The 22,071-nt window shown below is 28.0% G+C and carries 26 protein-coding genes and 1 tRNA gene; 10 read left to right on the plus strand and 17 right to left on the minus strand.

The window, feature by feature from the left end; translation table 4 throughout:
- Positions 1-3 precede the first annotated feature (3 nt).
- From scpB to EG856_RS00345, 4 genes are read right to left on the minus strand one after another with little or no spacing between them, the layout of a single operon-like run.
- Entirely contained in the window at positions 4-588 is a 585-nt protein-coding gene (gene scpB, locus EG856_RS00330; RefSeq protein WP_130429163.1) for an SMC-Scp complex subunit ScpB, read from the minus strand.
- Positions 578-1,333: a segregation/condensation protein A gene (locus EG856_RS00335; RefSeq protein ID WP_130429164.1), complete on the minus strand. Its 756-nt coding sequence runs from the start codon at positions 1,331-1,333 to the stop codon at positions 578-580. Before EG856_RS00335 ends, scpB begins: the two co-directional genes overlap by 11 nt.
- Complete coding sequence (locus EG856_RS00340) at positions 1,326-2,069, minus strand: lysophospholipid acyltransferase family protein (protein ID WP_130429165.1); 744 nt, start codon at positions 2,067-2,069, stop codon at positions 1,326-1,328. Before EG856_RS00340 ends, EG856_RS00335 begins: the two co-directional genes overlap by 8 nt.
- A gap of 8 nt (positions 2,070-2,077) precedes the next feature.
- Positions 2,078-2,380: a holo-ACP synthase gene (locus EG856_RS00345; protein ID WP_130429166.1), complete on the minus strand. Its 303-nt coding sequence runs from the start codon at positions 2,378-2,380 to the stop codon at positions 2,078-2,080.
- 104 nt (positions 2,381-2,484) lie between these two features.
- On the opposite strand from EG856_RS00345, the gene recU reads away from it, so the two are divergent.
- Positions 2,485-2,973 (plus strand): Holliday junction resolvase RecU, encoded by a 489-nt coding sequence (gene recU / locus EG856_RS00350; protein WP_130429167.1) that lies wholly within the window; start codon positions 2,485-2,487, stop codon positions 2,971-2,973.
- Here recU and EG856_RS00355 read toward each other — a convergent pair.
- The 8 genes from EG856_RS00355 to lpdA all read right to left on the minus strand — a co-directional run bounded on the left by EG856_RS00355 (position 2,962) and on the right by lpdA (position 9,518).
- The gene (locus EG856_RS00355) at positions 2,962-3,237 is read right to left on the minus strand and encodes an HU family DNA-binding protein (protein WP_130429168.1); all 276 of its coding nucleotides are present in this window, start codon (positions 3,235-3,237) and stop codon (positions 2,962-2,964) included. The two genes, recU and EG856_RS00355, sit on opposite strands and share 12 nt — an antisense overlap.
- A gap of 42 nt (positions 3,238-3,279) precedes the next feature.
- Complete coding sequence (gene der, locus EG856_RS00360; protein ID WP_130429169.1) at positions 3,280-4,590, minus strand: ribosome biogenesis GTPase Der; 1,311 nt, start codon at positions 4,588-4,590, stop codon at positions 3,280-3,282.
- On the minus strand, positions 4,580-5,257 hold the full coding sequence (gene cmk / locus EG856_RS00365) for a (d)CMP kinase (protein WP_130429170.1): 678 nt from the start codon (positions 5,255-5,257) through the stop codon (positions 4,580-4,582). Before cmk ends, der begins: the two co-directional genes overlap by 11 nt.
- Before the next feature lie 70 nt (positions 5,258-5,327).
- Positions 5,328-5,798, minus strand: a complete 471-nt coding sequence (locus EG856_RS00370) for a hypothetical protein (protein WP_130429171.1) — start codon at positions 5,796-5,798, stop codon at positions 5,328-5,330.
- 164 nt (positions 5,799-5,962) lie between these two features.
- A tRNA-Thr gene (locus EG856_RS00375) sits at positions 5,963-6,036 on the minus strand.
- A 14-nt stretch (positions 6,037-6,050) separates the two neighbouring features.
- Positions 6,051-7,289 carry a tyrosine--tRNA ligase gene (gene tyrS / locus EG856_RS00380; RefSeq protein ID WP_130429172.1) on the minus strand — a complete coding sequence of 413 codons (1,239 nt, stop codon included), beginning with the start codon at positions 7,287-7,289 and terminating at the stop codon, positions 6,051-6,053.
- Between the two features lie 14 nt (positions 7,290-7,303).
- On the minus strand, positions 7,304-7,948 hold the full coding sequence (gene tapR / locus EG856_RS00385; RefSeq protein WP_130429173.1) for a TyrS-associated PheT N-terminal domain-related protein TapR: 645 nt from the start codon (positions 7,946-7,948) through the stop codon (positions 7,304-7,306).
- 109 nt (positions 7,949-8,057) lie between these two features.
- On the minus strand, positions 8,058-9,518 hold the full coding sequence (gene lpdA / locus EG856_RS00390; protein WP_130429174.1) for a dihydrolipoyl dehydrogenase: 1,461 nt from the start codon (positions 9,516-9,518) through the stop codon (positions 8,058-8,060).
- Between the two features lie 147 nt (positions 9,519-9,665).
- Here lpdA and EG856_RS00395 point away from each other — a divergent pair, with 147 nt between their 5' ends.
- Together EG856_RS00395 and rbfA are read left to right on the plus strand one after the other, a co-directional pair.
- Positions 9,666-10,220, plus strand: a complete 555-nt coding sequence (locus EG856_RS00395) for an inorganic diphosphatase (RefSeq protein ID WP_130429175.1) — start codon at positions 9,666-9,668, stop codon at positions 10,218-10,220.
- Positions 10,221-10,266: 46 nt separating this feature from the next.
- Entirely contained in the window at positions 10,267-10,602 is a 336-nt protein-coding gene (gene rbfA / locus EG856_RS00400) for a 30S ribosome-binding factor RbfA (protein WP_130429176.1), read from the plus strand.
- A 33-nt stretch (positions 10,603-10,635) separates the two neighbouring features.
- Here rbfA and EG856_RS00405 read toward each other — a convergent pair whose 3' ends face one another.
- From EG856_RS00405 to parE, 4 genes are all read right to left on the minus strand, one after another.
- Positions 10,636-11,298: a hypothetical protein gene (locus EG856_RS00405; protein WP_130429177.1), complete on the minus strand. Its 663-nt coding sequence runs from the start codon at positions 11,296-11,298 to the stop codon at positions 10,636-10,638.
- A gap of 144 nt (positions 11,299-11,442) precedes the next feature.
- The gene (locus EG856_RS00410) at positions 11,443-12,015 is read right to left on the minus strand and encodes a hypothetical protein (RefSeq protein ID WP_130429178.1); all 573 of its coding nucleotides are present in this window, start codon (positions 12,013-12,015) and stop codon (positions 11,443-11,445) included.
- Positions 12,016-12,124: 109 nt separating this feature from the next.
- Positions 12,125-14,695, minus strand: coding sequence for a DNA topoisomerase IV subunit A (parC, locus tag EG856_RS00415; protein ID WP_130429179.1), 2,571 nt, complete (start codon positions 14,693-14,695; stop codon positions 12,125-12,127).
- 10 nt (positions 14,696-14,705) lie between these two features.
- Complete coding sequence (gene parE, locus EG856_RS00420; RefSeq protein WP_130429180.1) at positions 14,706-16,619, minus strand: DNA topoisomerase IV subunit B; 1,914 nt, start codon at positions 16,617-16,619, stop codon at positions 14,706-14,708.
- 113 nt (positions 16,620-16,732) lie between these two features.
- Between parE and EG856_RS00425 the strand changes: the two genes are divergently transcribed.
- The 6 genes from EG856_RS00425 (at position 16,733) to nusG (ending at position 20,314) form a co-directional block, all read left to right on the plus strand.
- The gene (locus EG856_RS00425; protein ID WP_130429181.1) at positions 16,733-17,962 is read left to right on the plus strand and encodes a class I tRNA ligase family protein; all 1,230 of its coding nucleotides are present in this window, start codon (positions 16,733-16,735) and stop codon (positions 17,960-17,962) included.
- A 23-nt stretch (positions 17,963-17,985) separates the two neighbouring features.
- On the plus strand, positions 17,986-18,702 hold the full coding sequence (gene rlmB / locus EG856_RS00430) for a 23S rRNA (guanosine(2251)-2'-O)-methyltransferase RlmB (protein ID WP_318025462.1): 717 nt from the start codon (positions 17,986-17,988) through the stop codon (positions 18,700-18,702).
- A 1-nt stretch (position 18,703) separates the two neighbouring features.
- Positions 18,704-19,273, plus strand: coding sequence for a hypothetical protein (locus EG856_RS00435; RefSeq protein WP_130429182.1), 570 nt, complete (start codon positions 18,704-18,706; stop codon positions 19,271-19,273).
- Between the two features lie 69 nt (positions 19,274-19,342).
- Positions 19,343-19,492 (plus strand): 50S ribosomal protein L33, encoded by a 150-nt coding sequence (gene rpmG, locus EG856_RS00440; protein WP_130429183.1) that lies wholly within the window; start codon positions 19,343-19,345, stop codon positions 19,490-19,492.
- Positions 19,492-19,701, plus strand: coding sequence for a preprotein translocase subunit SecE (secE, locus tag EG856_RS00445; RefSeq protein ID WP_130429184.1), 210 nt, complete (start codon positions 19,492-19,494; stop codon positions 19,699-19,701). The genes rpmG and secE overlap by 1 nt, the downstream gene beginning before the upstream one ends.
- Before the next feature lie 10 nt (positions 19,702-19,711).
- Positions 19,712-20,314 carry a transcription termination/antitermination protein NusG gene (gene nusG / locus EG856_RS00450; protein WP_232954229.1) on the plus strand — a complete coding sequence of 201 codons (603 nt, stop codon included), beginning with the start codon at positions 19,712-19,714 and terminating at the stop codon, positions 20,312-20,314.
- 33 nt (positions 20,315-20,347) lie between these two features.
- Here nusG and serS read toward each other — a convergent pair whose 3' ends face one another.
- A complete protein-coding gene (gene serS, locus EG856_RS00455; RefSeq protein WP_130429185.1) occupies positions 20,348-21,613 on the minus strand; it encodes a serine--tRNA ligase in 1,266 nt (421 codons plus the stop codon).
- Between the two features lie 225 nt (positions 21,614-21,838).
- On the opposite strand from serS, the gene EG856_RS00460 reads away from it, so the two are divergent.
- A complete protein-coding gene (locus EG856_RS00460; protein ID WP_130429186.1) occupies positions 21,839-22,066 on the plus strand; it encodes a hypothetical protein in 228 nt (75 codons plus the stop codon).
- The last annotated feature ends 5 nt before the right edge of the window (positions 22,067-22,071 follow it).

A 22,071-nucleotide genomic window follows, 5' to 3' on the forward strand; every position in this document is an offset into this window, starting at 1 on the left:
CCACTATTCGTATTGGTCTGGTCGCTGTGAATCAAAAAAACTAAAATCTTCTTGTGATTCATTATCTAAACCATCTATAAAATTAAATTCATTCAATCTAGGTAAATCTGCCATTGTTTTTATACGAAAATAATCGTAAAATTTATTTGTAATTCCATATAGGACTGGATTACCTGGAGTTGGACTAATGCCAACCTCTTCAATTACTCCTTTTGCTAACAAAGTGTTCATAACTTGTTCACTAGCAACTCCACGGATATTATTAACCATAGAACGAGTAACTGGAGCTTTATATGCGACAATTCCAGCAACTTCGATCGCTGCGTTTGATAATCTATGTTTTTTAACAACTTGTACCATTTTAGTAATATATTCACGGTAAGTCTCACGGGTTGCTAATTTGTAGATATCATTAAAATTAACTACTTTTAGCGCTGTTTCACGTTTATTATAGTCTTTGATAAAGTCATTCATTACTTTTTTAGCTTCTTGAATAGTATTAAGATTAAAAATTTCTTTGACTTGTTCTAATGTTAAACCTTCATCCCCTTGAATGTATAATAATGCTTCTAAAATATTATTTTTCATATTCTGGACCTCTTTCAAAAATTATTTTGCCGAATTGTTCATCTTGAGTTAATTTTATTCTTTGAGCTTTAACTAAAACTAAAATAGCTAAAAAAGTAATCACGAAATGATTCATGCTTGGCTGGGTAAAAATCATTTCAAATGTTACATTTTGGTGAGTGTTAAATAAATTTAAAATGAAAGGAATTTGATCTTGCGGTGTTAATTGAAAATGGTCAAGTTTGGTTCTGCGCAATTTTTGTGCATAAGTGCGCTCAAACATTTTTCTTAAAATTGTTACTAGTTTTAGCGGATTAGAAGTTCCATCAAGTTGAGTTTTATCATCATCAACTAAAAATTCTTCAATATCACTAGGTTTTTTGATAAAAATTAATTTTCTTAATTCTTCTCTTTCACGCAACGCCTTTGAAATTTCTTTAAATTGTTGATATTCATATAAACGACGTAAAATTTCGCGTTTATCTTCTTCAATCTCTGGTTTTTCTTCAGGTGTATATAAAATCATTTTTGTTTTAAGTGCTAATAAAGTTGCGGCCATAACTAAATATTCACCAGCAATATCTATTTCATTGTCTTGTAAATTTTGAATTATATTTAAATATGCTGTTGCTAATTCAGCAACATCTATATCCATAATATCTTTTTTCTTATCTTGGACTAAGGCTAAAAGTAAATCAAGCGGACCGTCAAAATTTTTAATATTTATTGAAAATTTTGTTGTGTCGTTTACAAAAATACTACTCATTGTTTAATGCCTTTTCAATTAATGTTTTAACTCTTGTAACAATCGCCTGGTTATCCATAGATAAAAATTCTCCAGGTTTTAAAGGTTTTAAAAATTGAACTTTAATAACAAGTTTTTTTGAACGGTTTTTGTTTAAAGCATCACGCGTATCACTTATAGCAACTGGAATTATTGATAAATATTGACTTTGGGCCACTTTAACTGCTCCGGCTTTAAATTCTCCTAAACCTTGTTCTTTAATTCTAGTTCCTTCGGGAAATATTACTCCATATCGTTTATTGGCTTTAACAAAATCACCATATGATTTTAAAGTATTAAGTGAATTTCTTATATCGCTACGATCGATGAAAAAAGTATCCAATAATTCAAGAGCATCTTTGACAATTCCTTTTTTCTTTAGTTCGATTTTAGCTAAAAATGTTGGTATTTTATTTCCACCTTCCCTTGCGTGATCAGTTTTTCTCAAGGCCGCTAATAATATAATTGGGTCTATATTTGATTTGTGATTAGGCATTAAAATCGCTGGCGATTTTGGTAAATCGTTGTAGCCGCTAATTTCAAGTTTTATGTTGAAATATCAAAGAATTTGTCTAGCCCTCTTCAATAAATAGTCGTTTCGCTGTTGAGGAGTTAAATCATTAGGTTGTCTTCGATATTTTCTTGCTTTTACTTTTAATCTTCATCAACACCACAAAAAATGCCAAAACAAAAAAATCATTTTAATATTAAAACTCATATTACTCCTTAATTTTGATATAGAACAAAAGCGACAATTAAATCGCCTTCATTACTTGTTGAAATAGAATAGTTATTTTTGTAATACCAACCGTTTTCGCTATGAATTAATTCAATTTTGCTGAATTCAATTAAATTGTTATTAGCTTTATATAAAGCTTCTTTTATTGCTCAAATACTGGCTAAATCTTTTGCCTTATTTTTACTTTTTTCAATTATTTTTAATTCATTTGGGTGACAATATCGTTCAATAAACCCATTACTCAAATTGTTAAACCTACGGACTGATGTTATATCTACTCCTATCTTCATATGATTATTATAATTTATGTATTACATTATTTTATTTTTTTTATTGAAAAAGAATACTTTTTTCCTTTTTTAGTGTTCTTTGAAAACATAACTTTTCAATATATATGAATAAAAATCGAGGAATGCTACTGGAAAAAATTATCAATCAAACAATTTTATATTATGAAAAAAATGGTTTAGCTGTAATTGAGAAAAAAACTTTGCCGATAAAATTTCAAAAAATGAATTCAAATAAACAAGTAAGTGGAGCATTTGTATTTAAAAAAAGCACAGTGGATTATATTGGTTGCTATAACGGCAGTTTTATTGCTTTTGAAGCAAAAACCACTAACGAAAATAGATTACCTTCGAGCAATATTTCCCCACATCAAATTCAATATTTAAGTAAAATTAGTTCTCTTGGCGGAATTTCGTTTTTTATAATATTTTTTTCACAATGAGATGAGTTTTATTTAATAAGTGCTAAATATCTGCTTGAGCATTGAAAAAAATCATGAACATACGAAGAAATTAAAAATGCAGGATATTCTATTGAATTAAGTTATCCTGGCATTATTGATTTTTTACCTTATATAGATAATTTATTCAGCTAAATTATCTTTTAGGTATTTAGAGGGTTTAAATTTAACCACACGCTTTTTCTTAATAGTTATTTTTTCTTTTGTGAAATGATTGATTGTGTCTCGTTCATCTCTAACCACAGTTTCAAATGTACCTAGTGAACTTAATTGAACCTTTTCGTCTCGTGCTAAAGTGTCTTTAAGCACATCGATGAATTTTTCAAAAAAATCATTCGCAATTCTAACGGGTACACCCATTAAACTTGCTACTTCAGCAACAAATTCTTTTTTAGTCATATTTTCCTTTCGTTAAATAAACATTTAATTATATTATTTTAATTATTCTAGGCCAGATTTATTTTTAAAAATTAATTTTAGAGGGCAACCTTCAAAATCAATCATCGATCTGATTTGTTTTTCTAAAAATCTCTCATAACTTCAATGTAAAAATTTTTTATTATTTACGTAAAACATAAAGATTGGTATTTGAGTGTTTAAAAGTTTTCTAGCAAAATAAATATTCAATCTTCCACCATTATATGGTGCAGCTGGTTGAATAAGTTGAGTTTCTCTTATTAAATTTGAGAGGATTGAAGGCTTTACATCACGTTCTAAATTTTGTTTTACACGTAAAACAGTTTCTAACAATTTATTGATTCTTTTATTTTGCAATACAGAAACAAAACAAAAAGGAACTCATGGAACAAAGTGAAATTTATTTCGCATATTTTTTTCAAAATTCGCCATAGTGTTCGTTTCTTTGGTTATTAAGTCTCATTTATTAATTACAACTATAATTGGTTTTAGATTTTCTAAAGCATAACCTATAATTCGTGAGTCAAAATGACTTAATTCTTTAGAAGCATCAATCATTATTATTGATAAATCAGATTCATCTAACGCTGAAATAGCACGCATTAAAGCGTATTTATCAATCATATTCACTATTTTACTTTTTTTTGTAATTCCGGCAGTGTCAACTAGTTCAAATTTTTGCTCATTAATATTGATGTATGTTTTAACACTATCGCGCGTTGTTCCGGCAATTTCGCTAACTATAGATCTTTGCTCTCCTGAAAGTAAATTTAATAAAGAAGATTTACCAGAATTTGGTCTTCCTATGATTGAAAGTTTAAAATTTTTTTCTGTTTTTTGTTCATCTAAATTTAAATGAAGTAAACATTCATCTAAAACATCACCTACTCCGTGCCCGTGTTGAGCACTAATTTGAAATATTTTATCTGCTCCTAATGAATATCATGATCAATTAAATAAATCATTATTATCTAATTTATTTGCCACCACTATAATTGGTTTGCTACTTTTACGTAAAATGCTTAAAATCATTTGATCATCATTAGTAATTTCGCTAGTTCCATCTACCATAAAAATAATCACATTAGCTTCATCAATTGCAATTTTAGCTTGTGTTCTAATTTGTTCTTGAAATGGTCGATTTTCGACCTCAATCCCACCAGTGTCAATAATTTTAATTTCTTTGCCACTTCACTCAAAAATTTCATAGAGTCTATCTCTAGTAACACCCGGTTCGTTATAAGTAATAGAACTTTTTTTACCCACCAAACGATTAAATAGGGTGCTTTTTCCAACATTTGGTTTACCGATGATTGCGATTACGTTATTTCTCATTTTCTTTTTCCTTGATTAGTTTAATGATGTTTTCAACAACTGTTTCAAAATTTATTGAAGTACAATCAATAACATTAGCATCTGGCACTATTTTTAGTGGGTCATTTTTTCGATTCGAATCTTGTTTATCTCTTGCTTCAACTTCTGCTAACACTTCGTTGAAATTAGTATTGTAACCTAATTGTTGGTTTTGTAAAATACGCCGTCTTGCTCGTTCATTGGCTGTAGCTGTTAAAAATATTTTTACTTCGGCATGTGGCATTATACGATAAGTAGTGTCACGGCCATCCATTATATAGCCTTTATTGGCTTTTGTGATTTTTTGTATATAGTTAACGACATATTCTCTTACTTTTTTATAAACAGCAATATTTGAAGATATTTGTGAAATTTTATCTGATCTAATTAATAAGGTAATATCAAAACTATCATGATAAATTTTTTGGTTTTCATCTAAAGTTATTAGGAGGATTTTATCATCCAAATTCGCATTGACTTGCTTTTCGTTTTTATAGTCAATATTGAGTTTGTTTATTACATAAGCTATAGCTCGATAAATACTGCCTGAACTTATAAAAGTGTAATTGATTTTTTTAGCAACCTCTAGTGAAACTGTGGATTTACCCGCCCCTGAAGGCCCATCTATTGCAACATTAATTTTTTTCATAAATCTCCTTAATATTACTGCATAAAATTTACAATAAATAAATCTTACTAAAAAAATAAAAACTTTACATTTAAAGTTCTACTTTTGTTATAACAATTTCTGCCGAATCGTCTAAAGTCATTGTATCAGCATCATCAAATCTGGATTTTAAACCTGTATCTAAACCTTCGTGTAATTGAGTTTCTATATAATTTTGTTTAATCATTTGAGCAATAGTTTTATCTTGCAAAGAAATTTTATTGAAATAATTAGTCGGATTTTGCTTTAATTTTTGCTCAAAGATATGTAAGTTGATTTTAATATTGCTAAGTTCTTTTAAACTAATTAAAGGTTCAGTATTAGTTAAATTTAATTTTTCCTCTTTAATCATAAAATCATTTGTTTTTTCAATTAAATCATTATCTGGAATTAAATTAAAAAACATTTTTAAATCATTTTCAAATTGCTCGTCTTCTTTGATTAGTGAATTCAATAAACTTTTAGAATCATAACCGACATTAGGTAATTTTTCATAAAATATTTTTTTTGTTGCTGCTTTCATATTTTTATTATAAATAACAATCTAAATAATTTAGTACTAAGTTTATGAATTGATTAAAATTTTTAATAAATTAGATTTTATTTAGTATAAATTTACTCTTTTGCTTATGTTTTAATATACATACTGGTTAAAAATTTAAATTATTTATTTGGTAATTAATTATATGGTGCCAATTACGGGAATCGAACCCGTGGCTATTGATTACGAGTCAACTGCTTTACCACTAAGCGAAACTGGCAGTAAAACAATTATTTAAATTGTTTTTAAAATAATCGTTTGTTTTTTGCCTTTTTTAAAAATAGCAAATTTTGAATTATACTTGTGTGGATTGAATAAAGTTAATTCAGTCACAAATTCTTCATCAATTTTTAGGGCGTTATTTTGAATAAATTCTCTTGCTTCCCTTTTTGAAGCAATAAATTTATTTTTAATTAGATTTTGTACAATATTTTCATTAATAGCAATCTTTGAGACTGGTAAATATAATTCCATTTGCTCTAAATCTTGAACAGTTAGAGCTGAAGCATCAAATTTTTTATTAAATAAAATTTTTGTTATATTAACAGCAATTTTAGCCTCATCTTCGCCAAAAATATCCTTAACTACATTAAAAGCAAGCGTTTGTTGAGCAAAACGTAAAGAAGTATTTTGCTGGTGTTTTATCATTATATTTTTAATATCTTCAACACTGATGAATGTTAATCATAAAAGAAGTTTTTGAACCATTTGTTCACTTTGGTTGTATAAATATTGATACATATTAAATGGTGAAGTTAATGTTTTGTCTAGTCACAAAGCACCTCCACCGGTGCTTTTACCAATTTTTTTACCATTTTCATCGGTTAATAAATCAAATGTAACACCAACAGCTTTAGAATTATTTTCACCTATTACTTTAGAAATCATGTCTAAACCAGTTGTAATATTTCCTCACTGATCGCTGCCGCCGATTTGAATCATTACATTTTTTTGTTTATATAATTCTAAAAAATCATAACCTTGAAGTAATTGGTAACTAAATTCTGTAAACGATAGTCCTCTTTGAATACGAGATGAAACCGAGTCTTTAGCCAACATATATGATATGTTGATTAATTTTCCACCATCTCTTAAAAATTCTAAAACATTCATATTTTTATAGAAGTCGTAATTATCTAAAACACTCAAACCAATGTTTTGAAGTTGTTGTTTAATTCTGTTTTTGTTTTCAACTACTTCTTCATTGTTCAATAATACTCGCTCACTGTCTTTAAATGAAGGGTCACCAATCATTCCGGTTGCTCCGCCAACTAAAGCTATTGCGTCAAAACCGGCTAGTTGAAATCTTTTTAAAGTAGTCATTAGTAAATAATTACCTAAATGTAAACTTTTAGCGGTTGGATCAAAACCGCCATATACAGCTGTTTGTGTAGGATTTAGCTTGTTAAATTTTTCTAAATTGCTTATTTGTTTTAAAATACCTCTTTGCTTTAATTCTTCAATAATATTCATTACTTCTCCATAATTTAAGTGATTAATTCTGTATAAATTGTTTCAATGTTTTTCCCAAGATATTGATTAATATTTGGCATATTTAATAAATTATTATTATTACATTGTTCATCTTCTACATTTAATGGTAAAGAATCAATACTACACAGCATTCCTTCACTTAATACTCCCATTACTTCGTTTTGTTTAATTATATTTCCGCTAGGAGTTATTGAACCATCCATATACCAAGCAAAATATTTGTTTTCGGTCGTGTATAAAGTGTTGGTAATTATTGTTTTTTTGTAGCAGCCAAAATCAACATCTAAAATGTATAATTTTTCACTTTTAGGATGTACACTTCTTTTGATTATTTGGCCAATTTTAATATTTGCGTTGTCTTCAAAAATAAATAAAACATTAGTGTTTTGTTTGATTATATTTAGAATTTCATCAACAAATTGATAGTCTGGAATAGAAAATTGTTTTTGTGTTAAATTGTTGTTTTTTGAGAATAAAATAACAGAAGATACTCTTAAATCCTTATCGTTTGCATAATTTATTGTGAATTTATAATCTTTTGTATCAAGAACTAAATATACATCACTTTGAATTGAAGAATTAAAAATTAATTCAAAAGTATTTTTAAATTCTTTATTGTAGTTAAATAACATTGCCATAATGTTTTAATTATATATTAAATTTCAAATTTATATTAATAAGCATATTTAATGAAATTTGTGTAAATTTATTGAAAAAAGACACATGAATGTGTCTTTTAACTAATTATTAATGTTTTGCTTTTTCTAATTCTAATTTTAGATGAGCAGCACGCGCAGCTTCTCAAACAATTTCGTTAAATGTTGGGTGTGGGTGAGTTGTGTAAGTAATATCTGATACACTTAATTTATGTTGCATTGCCATACCAATTTCAGCTATATAATCAGTTGAATTAGCTCCAATAATTGCAGCCCCCACAATTAAACCATTGCTACGATCTACAACTAATTTTGCAAAACCTGATGTGTCTTTAGTTGCGATTGCTTTACCTAAATAACCAAATGAATATTTAGATGAGAAAACATCCATTCCTAATTCTTTAGCTCTTTCTTCGGTTAAACCAATCACTGAAATTTCAGGATGTGTGTAGATGCAACCTGGAACTGGTTTATTTAGTTCATATTTAACATCGTGACCTAAAATGTGTGCTACTGCTGATAAAGCGTGTTGGTAAGCAACGTGAGCTAACATGTTTTGAGCAGTTAAATCACCAATTGCATAGACATTTTCAACGTTAGTACGCATGTATTCATCTACTAATACTTCTTGTCTTTGGCCTAATTCAACTCCTGTTTTTTCTAGACCATGTGAATTTGGAACGCGTCCAACAGCTATTAAATACACATCTGATAGAATAGTTTTTTGTTCGCCGTTAACTTCGTAGGTCAATTCTTTATTTTCATTTAAACCGGTTGTTGAAGCATTATAAATAATTTCAATTCCACTTGATTTAAAGTGTTTTGTAATTTCTTTAATTAAATCTTTATCCATTCCAGTTAAAAGTGAATCTGTATTTTGAATAATAGTTACTTTTGAACCAGCTGTCGCAAAAACTTGAGCAAATTCAACACCAATTACACCACCACCAACAATAGTTACGCTTTCAGGTAATTTTTGGTCAAAATTTATTGCTTCACGAGATGATAGCACAGTGAAATCTTTATAACCTTGTTCAAATCCGCTTAATTGATCTAGTTTACGAGCACGGCTCCCCATAGCCATAATAATGTTTTGGCCTCTATAAACTTTATCATTAACTTTTATTACATGTGAAGACAATCATTCGGCGCAACCTTCTTCAATTGCAACTTTTGATCCTTTCATTAACATCTTCACACCACCTGAAATTTGTTTAACCACAGCCGCTTTTCTTTCGTGCATTTTCTTTCAGGTTTCTTGTTTATTGACTTTTAAATCTTCTAAATTAGCAACTACTCCATAACTAGCAGCATTTTTTAATACATCCAAAACATGCACTGAAGCTAACATTGCTTTTGTTGGAATGCAACCAACATTTAAACAAACACCGCCTCAAAATTCTTTTTCGACAATAAGAACTTTTTTGCCTGATTTACCTAGTTCTTCAGCAGCTAAATAACCCCCAGGACCTGCTCCAACTACGATAACATCATATTCTGCATCAACATTTCCAGTGTACATTACACCTTTTTCGCTAAAAGCTTTTTTCATATATATCCTTTCTTTTAAACGTTGCACAATTGCAAATATTTCAATATAATTATAAAAAAAAATTAGTTTTTAATAAAAAAATGTCCAAAGTTGAGTTCAATTTGCACATTAATTTATAAATTAACATAAAACACTTATAATTAATATATGTCAAATATAGTTGAAGTTAAAATTGAGATCCAAAAAGGGTCTAATATAAAATATGAATTTGACCGAGCAGATGGTCAAATTCACGTTGATAGAATATTGAGAGGAGATTTTGTTTATCCTGCTAATTATGGCTTTATTCCTAATGCACTAGATTGAGACGGTGATGAATTAGATGTTTTAGTGTATTCGGCTGAAAATTTTATTCCAGGTTCGGTATTGAATGCCCGTATTATTGGAGCGATGAAAATGATCGATTCAGGCGAAACAGACACTAAACTAATTGCAGTACACGCAGATGATTATAGATTAGATGCTATTACTGAATTATCGCATTTACCAGATCCATTTTTAAAAAATATTGAAATGTTTTTCAATAATTATAAAAACTGAAAAAAACCAGGTGCTTCTAAAGTATTAGGTTTTGAAAATGTAGATTGAGCTTTACAAGAATTACAAGAGTGTCGTGAATTAATGAATGAATATGGAATTTTAGCAAAAGATGAATTTGTAAATAAAATGAAACAATTACATCCCGAAAAATACGAAGCATAGAGTTCTATGCTTTTTCAATAAAATTCTTAAAATTAGAAAGGTATTTATGAGCAAAAGTATTAATACATTAAGAAAAGAATCACAATTAAAATCTATGATAGCTCAAATTGTTACAAATGAATTAACAAATGTTAATATTATTAATCCTACTGTCATTGATTGTGAATTATCTCCAGATTCTTCACATGCTAAAATTTATGTAAGTTTTAGTGAAAAATCGCAAAATGGCATTCAAGCAATTAAAAATGCTACTGGTTATATTAGAAAAGTGTTGTCAAGTTCACTTAATTGACGCAAAATACCCCAAATTCATTTTGAGCTTGATCGTGTAATTGATGATGCAATGAGAATAGAAAAAATACTTAAAGATATCAAAAACTAAAAGCCTTATCTAGAGGCTTTTAGTTTTAAGTTATTAAAAGAATACATCACGACTATTCTCAATGTTAGCATCACTAAATACTATTTTTTGAGTTCCGTCTTTTTTATAGAAAATAAAAGTGTAATATTTCCCTTTTTCAAGTTTATTGTTATCTCTGAATTCCCATTGTAATTTACGTTTAACTGGATCGTTTTCTGAAACATTATCATCGGCAGTAGTTGTTGCAAATTTAACTACTGGTTGGTTAACATTTGATAAAGTATTATCATTTGGGCCTACTACTTCAGTTGCGATTGCTACTCATTCGCCTGTTAAACCTCTAACAGGTGAATGGTGCAAACCAATTCTAAATACTCCTTCACTATCAAATTGATTTTCGCTTCTTGCTGCTGGGAATAATAATGTGCGCACTTCTATATTTTCAGATAAAGGAGCAACTCCGTATTTTGTAGGGTCAATTTTATAATTAGTTGTTTGTTTTTTGTGTTCTGATAATGTACTTGTTAATTTTGGAGTTTGGGTTGTTGTTTTTTGGTCAGTTTTTACTTTCACATCTGTGCTAGTGCTTGCTGAAGTGTCGGTTTTTGCTTCTTCAGCAGGTTTATTTTCATCTTTTTTCGGTGAGCATGAAACTACTGCTGCAACAGGCAAAATACTACCTGCAAAAATTGATGCGTATTTTAGAATTTTTTTCATATTTTTCCTTTCTATTAACTTTATGAAAATATTATACGAAAAAAAAATTAAAAGCAAAAAATGATTTTTTAGCATTTTTTTACTTTAATAATTCGTTTTTTGTAAAAAAATAAAAACTCAGGAATGCCTGAGATTTTATTTATTTTAATTAAATGTATCTAAACTATTGTTAATGTTGTGGTTACTGAATACTATTTTTTCTGTCCCATCTGTTTTGTAGAAAATAAATGTGTATCATTTACCTTTAGTTAGAGCATTTTCACCAGTGAATTCTCATTGTAATTTACGAATTGTTGGGTGTTCTTCGGAAACATCAGTTCTAGCAGTTGCTTTTGCAGTTTTAACAACTGGATTTTCAATATTTGATAAAGTGTTATCGTGTTCACCAACTACTTCAGTTGCAATTGCGATTCAATCACCTGTAATACCACGAGTTGGACGGTGGTGTAAACCAATTCTAAATACTCCTTCACTGTTAAAGCCGTTTTCGCCTCTTGCAGCAGGAAATAATAATGTTCGAGTTATAATATCACTAGCTAGGGTAGCAACTCCATATTTTGTTGGGTCGATTTTTTGGTTAGTTGTTGTTAGATTTTTTTGTTGCAATTTTTCATTTGGGAATAATGGTTGTTTTCTTGTAGGTGCACATGACACTACTGCTGCAACTGGTAAAATGGTACCTGCAAATACTGCTGAATATTTTAGAAATTTTTTCATATTTTTCCTTTCGTTTTTTTTACGCAAAAATTATATACAAAAATTTAGAAAAAAACAAAAAATGCTTTTATGTAGATTATTTACATTTAAAAAGCATTTTTTGTATAAATTATTCAATTTCGTATTTTTTTAAAATAGCATCTACATCCATATCTAATACATTATCTAATTCATTTTCGGTTTCTATATTACTCTTTATATTTTTTTTAGACATTTCAATGGTGTTGTTAGATTTAGTTTCATTAGCTATGCAACCAAAATAAAAAGAGGTATTTAATATATTTGGAACAGCAATTTTATTAAAATTTTCTAGAGTAGTTGAGATTGGATATGACGAAATATTTTCAATTATTGTTTCATTATTGTTGTTTTTAACAAATATTTTATCACTTTGACTTTGAGTTAACATTTGTTGGATTATTAATTGTTTAGTTTTAAGTTGATTAAATAAAGGTTTTCCCAAATGTTTTTTAGAGACTTTGGCTATATCTTTTTGATTAATGCGTTTAATGTATTTTTCATTAGCTATGATGTTAATTATTTCATTTTTTTGTACTAAAGCAAAATCAGCAATTTCATCTTTTCCTGATAAAAAACACGCTTTAACACCGGATGCTTTAAGTCCATAAATTTGTAATTCATCTTCATCATACATTGAAGCCAAACCTTTTTTTGTGGCAATTAAAATTTGTTTATTACCATCTGAAAGTTTAGCATTTACTAACTGGTCATCATCTTTGAGTTGTAAAGCTATAAAAGTTTTGTTATTACGAGAGACATAAAAATCTTTTAATATAACTCGCTTTCCTTGACCTTGCCGACTAAATAGACAAATGTAATTTTTTGCCTCAAAATTCGAAACAGCAATTACCGATACAACTTCTTCACCAGGCAATAATTCAACAAAATCAGATAAATGAAAACCATATTCTTTTCATTTGCTTTCATTAGTTTTATAAACTGGTATTAATGCATAATTTCCTAAATTACTAAAAACCAATAAATGGTGAGTAGTATTAACATTATTGTAAAAAACAATACGATCCTCTTCTTTAATACCAAACGTTGTTCAATCACTATTTTGACCAATTTTTAAGTTAAATCTTTTGATGTATCCGTGTTTAGTAATCAATATTATTACATCTTCGTTAGTCACTAGATTTAATTCATCATATTTGATTTTTATTTGTTCTTCGTTTATTTGTGTGCGACGATCAATTCCAAATTCTTGTTTAATTGCTTTTAATAATTCAATTATTCATAAGTCGAATTTACTTGGATGTTTTAATAACATCTCACATTGTTTGATTAGTTTTTCTAATTCATTTTTTTCTGCAATAAAAGCTGCTTTATCAGTTTTTGAAAGTCTATATAACCTTAATTCTGCTATGGCTGTGGCTTGATTTAGCGTAAAATTAAAATGTTTAATTAAATTTTCAACAACACCTTGTTTGCCATTTTCGCTATTCTTAATAACTTGAATTATTTCATCGCTAATTTCAGAAACTTTAATAAAACCTTCAACAATTTCTAAACGTGCTTTATATTTAGCTAGATTAAATTTTAAAGTTTTAGTTTTAATATCTTTAACATGACAAATATATTCGCCTAATAATTGACGTAAATTGCACAATGTTGGTGAATTATTGACAATAGCTACACTATTTACGTTGTAATAAATTTGAAGTTCGGTTTTTTGCAGCAAAAAATTGATAATTGTGTCTATATCTGCGTCTTTTTCTAGATTAATAATAATACTAATTCCATCTCGATCTGACATGTCTTTAACATCAATTAAGCCATTAACATTGCCATTTGATATTAAGATATCTATATCTCTAACTAATTTAGCTTTAATTACACCATATGGAATTTCATTTATTTCAATAATTTTATTGTTTTTATTCTCTTGAATTGTATATTTTGACACTAAAACTATTCGACCTTTACCGGTATTAAATGCATCTTTAATTCCTTGAGTACCATAAATTACACCACCAGTAGGAAAATCAGGACCTTTAATAAATTGCATTAGTTCAGGAATTGAAATTGTTGGATTTTTAATTAATTCTATTGCTGCATCAATTATTTCTTTTAAATTATGAGGTGGCATATCAGTAGCATAACCAGATGCAATACCTTTTGCTCCGTTTAATAATAAATTTGGTATTATTGAAGGAAAAACAATCGGTTCTTTTTCACTATCGTCAAAATTAGGAGCGTATTTAACAGTATTTTTTTTCAAATCCCCCAGAATATACTCACTAATTTTAGCTAATCTAACTTCTGTATAACGCATGGCGGCTGCTGGGTCATCATCAATACTACCAACATTACCATGCATTTCGATTAGAGTATGACCTATTTTTCAATCTTGAGCCATTCTAACCATCGCCTCATAGATAGAACTATCACCGTGGGGATGATATTTACCAATTACATCACCAACAACTCTGGCAGATTTTTTGAAAGGTTTATTAGCAAATAAACCTAATTCACTCATCGAATAAAGAATTCTACGTTGAACTGGTTTTAAACCATCACGCACATCCGGTAAAGCTCGCTGCTGAATAATGTATTTTGAGTATTTACTGAAGCGATCGGCAATTATTGAATCAATATTTTCAGAAATAATGTTATCAACTATTTTATCTATTTTTATTTTATTTTTTTCGTTCATAAACACCTTTCTATATTTGATAATCGTCTTCTAAACTGAATTCAACATTTGCGTTTATTCAATCTTTTCGTGGTTCAGCATTATCTCCCATTAAAGTAGATACTCGTCTTTCGGCTAAAGTTACATCATTAATTTTTACTTGAATTAAAGTTCTTGTTTGTGGATTCATTGTGGTTTCTCAAATTTGATCTGCATTCATTTCACCTAAACCTTTATAACGTTGAATTTCGGCGTTTTTAAATGTACTTTTTTGCATAATTTCTTTTAGTTCAATTTCATCTCAAGCATAAATTATGTTTTTTCTGTTTTTTGTACTTGTTATTTTAAATAATGGAGGTAGAGCGATATAAACCATACCAGCGTCTACAAGATGACGCATATGTCTAAAGAAAAAAGTAAGTAATAATATTTGAATGTGTGCTCCATCAGTATCGGCATCAGTCATGATAACTACTTTTCCATACTGACTTTTTTTAATATCAAAATCTTCACCAACACCTGCCCCAATTGTATTTATTATTGTTGCAATTTCTTCATTTTTTAATATTTCATATAATCTTGCTTTTTCAGTGTTTAAAACTTTCCCACGTAAAGGTAATATTGCCTGAAATTTTCTATCTCTTCCTTTTTTGGCAGTACCCCCAGCTGAATCACCTTCAACCAAAAATAACTCTTTTTCAACTGCTATTTTTGATTGAGCTGGAGTTAATTTTCCACTTAAAATTTGTTTTTCTTTTAAAGCATTTTTATTTGATCTTGCTTCAGCCCGTGCACGTCGAGCAGAGGCACGTGCTTCTGCTGCTTTTTTAATTTTATCTAGTATTTTTTTAACCAGAGGTTTATTTTCAACACTTCATATTTTAAGATGTTTTAAGGCAATTTCTTCAACAGCACTTTTAGCTTCAGGACTACCCAGTTTTTCTTTTGTTTGACTGACAAATTCAAGATATTTTTCAGGAATTTTAACACTCAAAATTATGGTTAATCCTTCTCTGATATCATCGCCGTCAAAGGTATTTTTACCTTTAATTATTTTTTCATCCATTGCTATTTCGTTGAATGTTTTTGTTAAAGCTGACTTAAGTCCTGTTTCGTGTGTTCCACCATCTCTTGTTTTAACATTATTTACAAATGATAATATTGTTTCATTGTAACTTTCTGTGTATTGAAAACCACATTCAACCTCAATATCTCTTTTTGTTTCTTTAAAAGTAAAAATTTCACCAATTGTCTTTTTAGAATCATTCATATATTCAACAAAAGCACTAATTCCGTTTTCGTATTTGAATTCAGTGTGTTGCTCTTTAATTTCATCAATTAAAATTATTTTTAAACCAGCTATTAAAAAACTACTTTCCCTTAAGCGCTCTGAAATTTTTTCATAGTTAAATTTTGATTTTTTAAACATTTCATAGTTTGGTCAAAACTCTACTTTAGTGCCTCGTTCTTTGGTTTTGCCAATTGATTTGGTTTTTTGTGTAATTTCACCACCGTTTTCAAATATAGTTTCATACATTGAACCATCTTTATAAACAGTTGCTATTAATTTATTACTTAAAGCATTTACTACAGAAGCTCCAACTCCATGTAAGCCACCAGAAGTTTTGTAAGCACTATCATCAAATTTACCACCAGTATGCAATTCTGTAAAAACTCGCTCAACAGCAGTTTTACCTGTTTTAGTTTTACCAACCGGTATTCCACGACCATTATCTTTTACAATTACAGAACCATTTTTTGTTAAAATCACTGAAATAACATTAGCAAAACCTGCTAATGCTTCGTCAATAGAATTATCTACAATTTCTCAAATTAAATGATGAAGTCCATTGATATCAGTGCTTCCAATATACATACCTGGACGTTTGCGAACTGCTTCTAAACCTTTTAACTGTTGAATACTATTTTCGTCATATTTTCGCATATTTTAATAATACTATTTTTTCTATTTATTGCTTATGAGATAATTTTGGTATCTAAAAATGATTTATTCGTAGTTTTAAATATTATTCTTACTTATTCTATATAATGTTAAATATGTTAAAAATTTATTTATGTGGTCCTACAGTTTATAATACCCCACACATTGGTAATTTAAGACCAATTACGACAATGGATTTAGTTTTAAAGGCTCACAAATTCTTAGGAAATGATTTTACATTTATTCACAATATTACTGATATTGATGACAAAATAATTGATAGAGCAATTGAACTTAATACTACCGAAAGACATATTAGTGAAACTTATACTAAAGAATATTTAGCATTACTAGATATGTTAAACATTAACACAATTACTCATATTGAAAAAGTAACTGATAATATTGATTTAATTGCTGAATATATTGAAAATTTAGTTAAAAATAAGCACGCCTACGTTGATGAACAAGGCAATGTTTGATTTGATATTTTAAAAAATATAGATAATTACGGTGAAGTTTCTGGTCAAAATATTGAAAAAATGATTTTTGAAGATGATTTTGATTCAAAAAAATTTAAAGGTGACTTTGCTTTATGAAAAAAAACAACAAAGGGAGTTAAATTTTGGTCTAAATTTGGAATGGGGAGACCTGGTTGACATAGTGAATGTTGTGCTTTAATTGCCAAACATTTTGGTTCTAATGGTGTAGATATTCACGGAGGAGGAATGGATTTAGCATTTCCGCACCATGAAAACGAAAATATTCAACATTACGCAAGTTTTGGGATGAGCATAACAACAAAATGATACCGAAATGGTCAAATTAATCTTGACGGTGTTAAAATGTCTAAATCTTTAGGTAATGTAGTAAGCGTGAATGATTTTTTTGACAAATACGGAGTTGAAATTTATAAACTTATGTTATTAACAACCAAATTTACAGCTTCTATTAATCTTACCAATGAATTAATGTTAAATTTAAAAACAATAGAAACAAAATACAAAAAAATAATTTTTAAAATTTATGCTAAATTTGGAACCAATTTAAAGCAAAATGATAATTTCAAATTAAGAACAATTTTTAGTGCATTAGCAAATTATGATTTTGCTAAATACAATTTAATGTTAAATGAGGAAATTAAATTATTTAATAAGGATCAATTAGAAGAAAACGCTTTGAATATTCACACAATTATTAACACTATTCATCCTTCTTTATGTGAATTGAATCTATATCACGAAATATTAGAAGTTTACAAAAAATGACGAGTTTTTATTGAAAAAAAAGACTACAAAAATGCTGATAGATTAAGAGAACAATTGATTAAAAGTGGTTTATATTAACAATTATTGAACAGGAATATAATATGAAAAAAAATGTTAAGAAAATAGAAAAATTAATATTGTGAGGGAAAAATTCAATTAATGATGCAATTATAAATAAGTTTCCACTGGAAACTATTTATGTAAATTCAACTAAACTCTCACAAAAATTACAACAACAAACCACAGTTCCAGTGCATATTAAAAATAATGATTTTTTTAACGAAATAACAAATGAAAATCATCAAGGAATTATTGCAATTTTGAAATATTTTCCTATCCACGAATTAAACACAATTCAGCGTGATAAACCACAAAATGTGTTAGTTTTAGATCATATTCAAGATCCTCACAATTTAGGGGCAATTATAAGAACTGCCAACGCATTCGGTATATCTCATATTATTATTTCAAAAGATAGAAGTGCCGACATCACTTCAACTGTTTTAAAAATAAGCTCTGGAGGCTTTATAGGAATAAAATTTATCAAAGTTAACAACATTGTAGCTGCTCTTAAAAGATTGAAAAATATTGGCTATTGAATATATTCATCAGCATTGGATAAAACTGCTTTGAACTTTGATAAATTAGAGTATAACAAACCCAGTGTTTTAATTATTGGAAATGAAGCTAAAGGTGTAAGTCAACCTGTGTTAAATCAATCAGATGTGATCGTTTATATTCCTCAATATGGTAGTGTACAATCATTAAATGTTTCTGTAGCTGCCGGTTTGTTGATTCATCAAATAACAAAGAGGTAAAATGATTTTTGCAAAACTTCGCAGTTTATCTAATCAAGATTTAGTTAAGTTGTTGAGAACTTTAAATAACAAGAAACAAATTAAAGTTATTGATTATTTGTATAGTTATGATTTAAAAACAAAAATTAAAATAATGTTACATTACTATCCTCAAAATCTATTAGAGTGTGATGATATTTATTATGACTTTCTATCTACATTTCCCACAATATTATCCAATTATCAAATTAGTGCAAATGCTTCATTAAAAACTTTTTTACTGAAATCAATTGAATTTTTTAGCTTGAATAAATTCAAGTACTGAAATTGTAAAAAACGTAGTCTTAACTTAATTTCTATACCATCCGATGAACTATTTTATATTCATGATTCAAACGCTTTAGAATCGTTAGAAAAAACTATAAATGAATTAGATTTAAAAATTTTCAATAACACAATTTTAAAAAATGATAAAAGTGTTAAACTCATTCAAAATTTACAAAAATCTAAATATTTACATTTACTAACAACTACTAAATTAAACTCATATCAAAACAACATTGAAAAAATGTTTAGTGCTTATTGTAAATAGTGTATACTAAAACAAGTGCTATGCACTTTTTTTATTTAACATAAATTGAGGAGATTAATTATAATTTATATGAAAAAGCAAAAAATTTCATTGAGTTGTTCACTTTGTCTATGTCTAAATTATTCCACCACAAAAAGGGGGGGTAATTTAGCAAGAATAACAGTAAAAAAATACTGCCCAAAATGTAAAACTCATACATTGCATAAAGAGGAAAAATAATGACTAAAGCAAAACAAAAAATTCAAAAAAAGAAAAAATATAAAATAAAAAAATTTTTTCGCGAATTAAAAAGAGTAAGATGACCATCGCAAAAAACTAATTGAATTTCGTTTTCTAAAGTTGTTGGTTTTACTTTACTTTTTACAATTATAGTAGTGCTTTTTGCAACTTTAATTTCCTTACTATGAACTAGAATCGGAATAAACTAGAGGAGTGAATATGGATAAAAAATTTCAATGATATATGATTTCAACTGTATCAGGTAAAGAAGATATTGTAATTGAATCATTGAAAAATAGAATAATTAGTGAACAAGTTGAAGCTGATTTTGATAATGAAGCAACCCCTGACGGAGCTTTTAAAATTTTTAAAAAACCTAGTTTGAGTGCTAAAGAAGCTGAAAAAAAACTTAACGGAGAAGAATATAAAGTTAAAATGATAAATATGTATAGTGGTTATATTTTTATTCGTATGTTTATGAGCGATGAGGCTTGATTTGTAGTGCGTAACACTCAATATGTGACTGGTTTAATTGGTTCTTCAGGAAAAGGAGCTAAACCTACTCCTGTTTCATTAAAAGAAATTAAAAGAAGTTTTAAATCTGAAGCTAAATTTTTTAAAGATTTTAATGAAGGTAAAACTGAAAATAAATTTGCTATAGGCGAAATTGTTGAAATAATAAATGGTCCTTTTAAAGGTCAAACGGGCAAAGTTATTTCAGCAAATGATAAAACAAAAACCGTTTCAGTGGAAGTTGAACATTTCGGTAGACATGTACCCACTGATTTTGATTATGATGTTATTGAAAGTCAGGAAAAATAATGTTTATAAAACAGCCTTATTAAGGCTGTTTTGCTATTTAATGATGTCGACTCCCATATATGGAATAAGTACTTGGGGAATAGTTATTGTGCCATCTTTATTTTGGTAGTTTTCTAAAATGGCTGCCACTAATCTATCGATTGCTAAACCTGAACCATTCATGGTGTGTGCGTATTGATTAACACCATTTTCGTCTTTATATCTAATCATTGCCCGGCGAGCTTGAAAATCACCCATATAAGAAATTGAAGAAATTTCACGATATTGGATTTCAGAAGGCAATCAAATTTCTAAATCTATAGTTTTTCTTGAAGAAAAACCAGTATCACCAGTACATAGCAAAATTTCTCTATATGGCAGTTGTAATAATTCTAAAACTTTTTTTGCTTGAAAAACCATTTGGTTGAATTCATTAAGAGCATCTTTTTCATTTGTAATTTTAACCAACTCAACTTTTTTAAATTGGTGTAATCTAATTATTCCTTTTGTGTCTTTACCACCACTTCCAGCTTCCGATCTAAAACACTCACTAAAAGCTGTATATTTGTGTGGTCTTGTTAAATCTACTATTTCGTTATTTAATAAATTTGTTAGTGTAACTTCTGCTGTGGGGATTAAATACATTTCACTAGAATCAACGCTAAAAAGATCTTCTTTAAATTTTGGTAACTGACCTGTTCCAAACAATATATTTGGTTTTGTTATAAGTGGCGTTGAGAATTCAATATAACCATCACTGGTGTGTAAATCTAGTAAAAAATTTTGTAAAGCTCTAGTTAATTTGGCTCCTAAATCAGTATAAACAATAAATCTTGAACCAGATAATTTAACACCTCGTTCAAAATCTATTAAATTGAATTTTTTTGCTATCTCATAGTGAGGTTTTACATTACTTACTAAACCACGACCTAATTTATCATGAGTGGCTAAAACAACATTATTTTTTTCGCTTTTACCAAGAGGAACTTCATTTAATGTTATATTGGGGATAATTTGTAATAATTCATTGCAAGAAGTTTCTATTTCATTAGCTTTTTTTTCTAACTCGAGTTGTTCTTGTTTTAATTTAGAGGCTTGAATTTTTAATTCATCTATTATTTCTTTATTGTTTTTAGCTAATGCAAACTCTTTACTGAATTTAGCTAGTTGAGCTCGTTTTGATTGAGCTTCATACATAAACGAGCCACGCTGTTCTAAAAGATTGATTAATTTGTCATAAATATTTAAATCAAAATTACGATTTTGCAAATTAATTCGAACTTTTTCTTTGTTTTCTTGAATAAATTTTATACTTAACATTTTAGCTCCTTTAAATTGCTACTACAATAATGATTAAAATTATACACTTTTTAATTTTGCTGTTTTAAATTCAACAATACACCTATATCTATGTTTTAAAATCTTATTAATAAACAAACATATTTTTATAAAATTCAGTGTTTTTTTGTTGAAATACGCTATTGTTGTAAAAAAAAAAAAAAAATGTGTAATATTAATATATATTAGCACAAAAAAGGAGGTTAGATGCGTAATAAAAATAAACCAAATCAATCAACAATTTTTAAAAATTATTCTAAAGATAAGTTAATAAAGATTTTAGCTGTAATTTTTATTGTTATATTTTTAACAATAATTGCTGTTTGTATTGCTTATATTGCTGATTTTTTAATTTACAAAGGCACACAAGAAAATGGATTGTTGCTAACGACACAACAAAGAGCACACGGAATTTTCCGTTGATTCAATAATTAAAGAGG

Source organism: Mycoplasmopsis phocirhinis, from assembly GCF_004216495.1.
Taxonomy (GTDB): domain Bacteria; phylum Bacillota_I; class Bacilli_A; order Mycoplasmatales; family Metamycoplasmataceae; genus Mycoplasmopsis; species Mycoplasmopsis phocirhinis.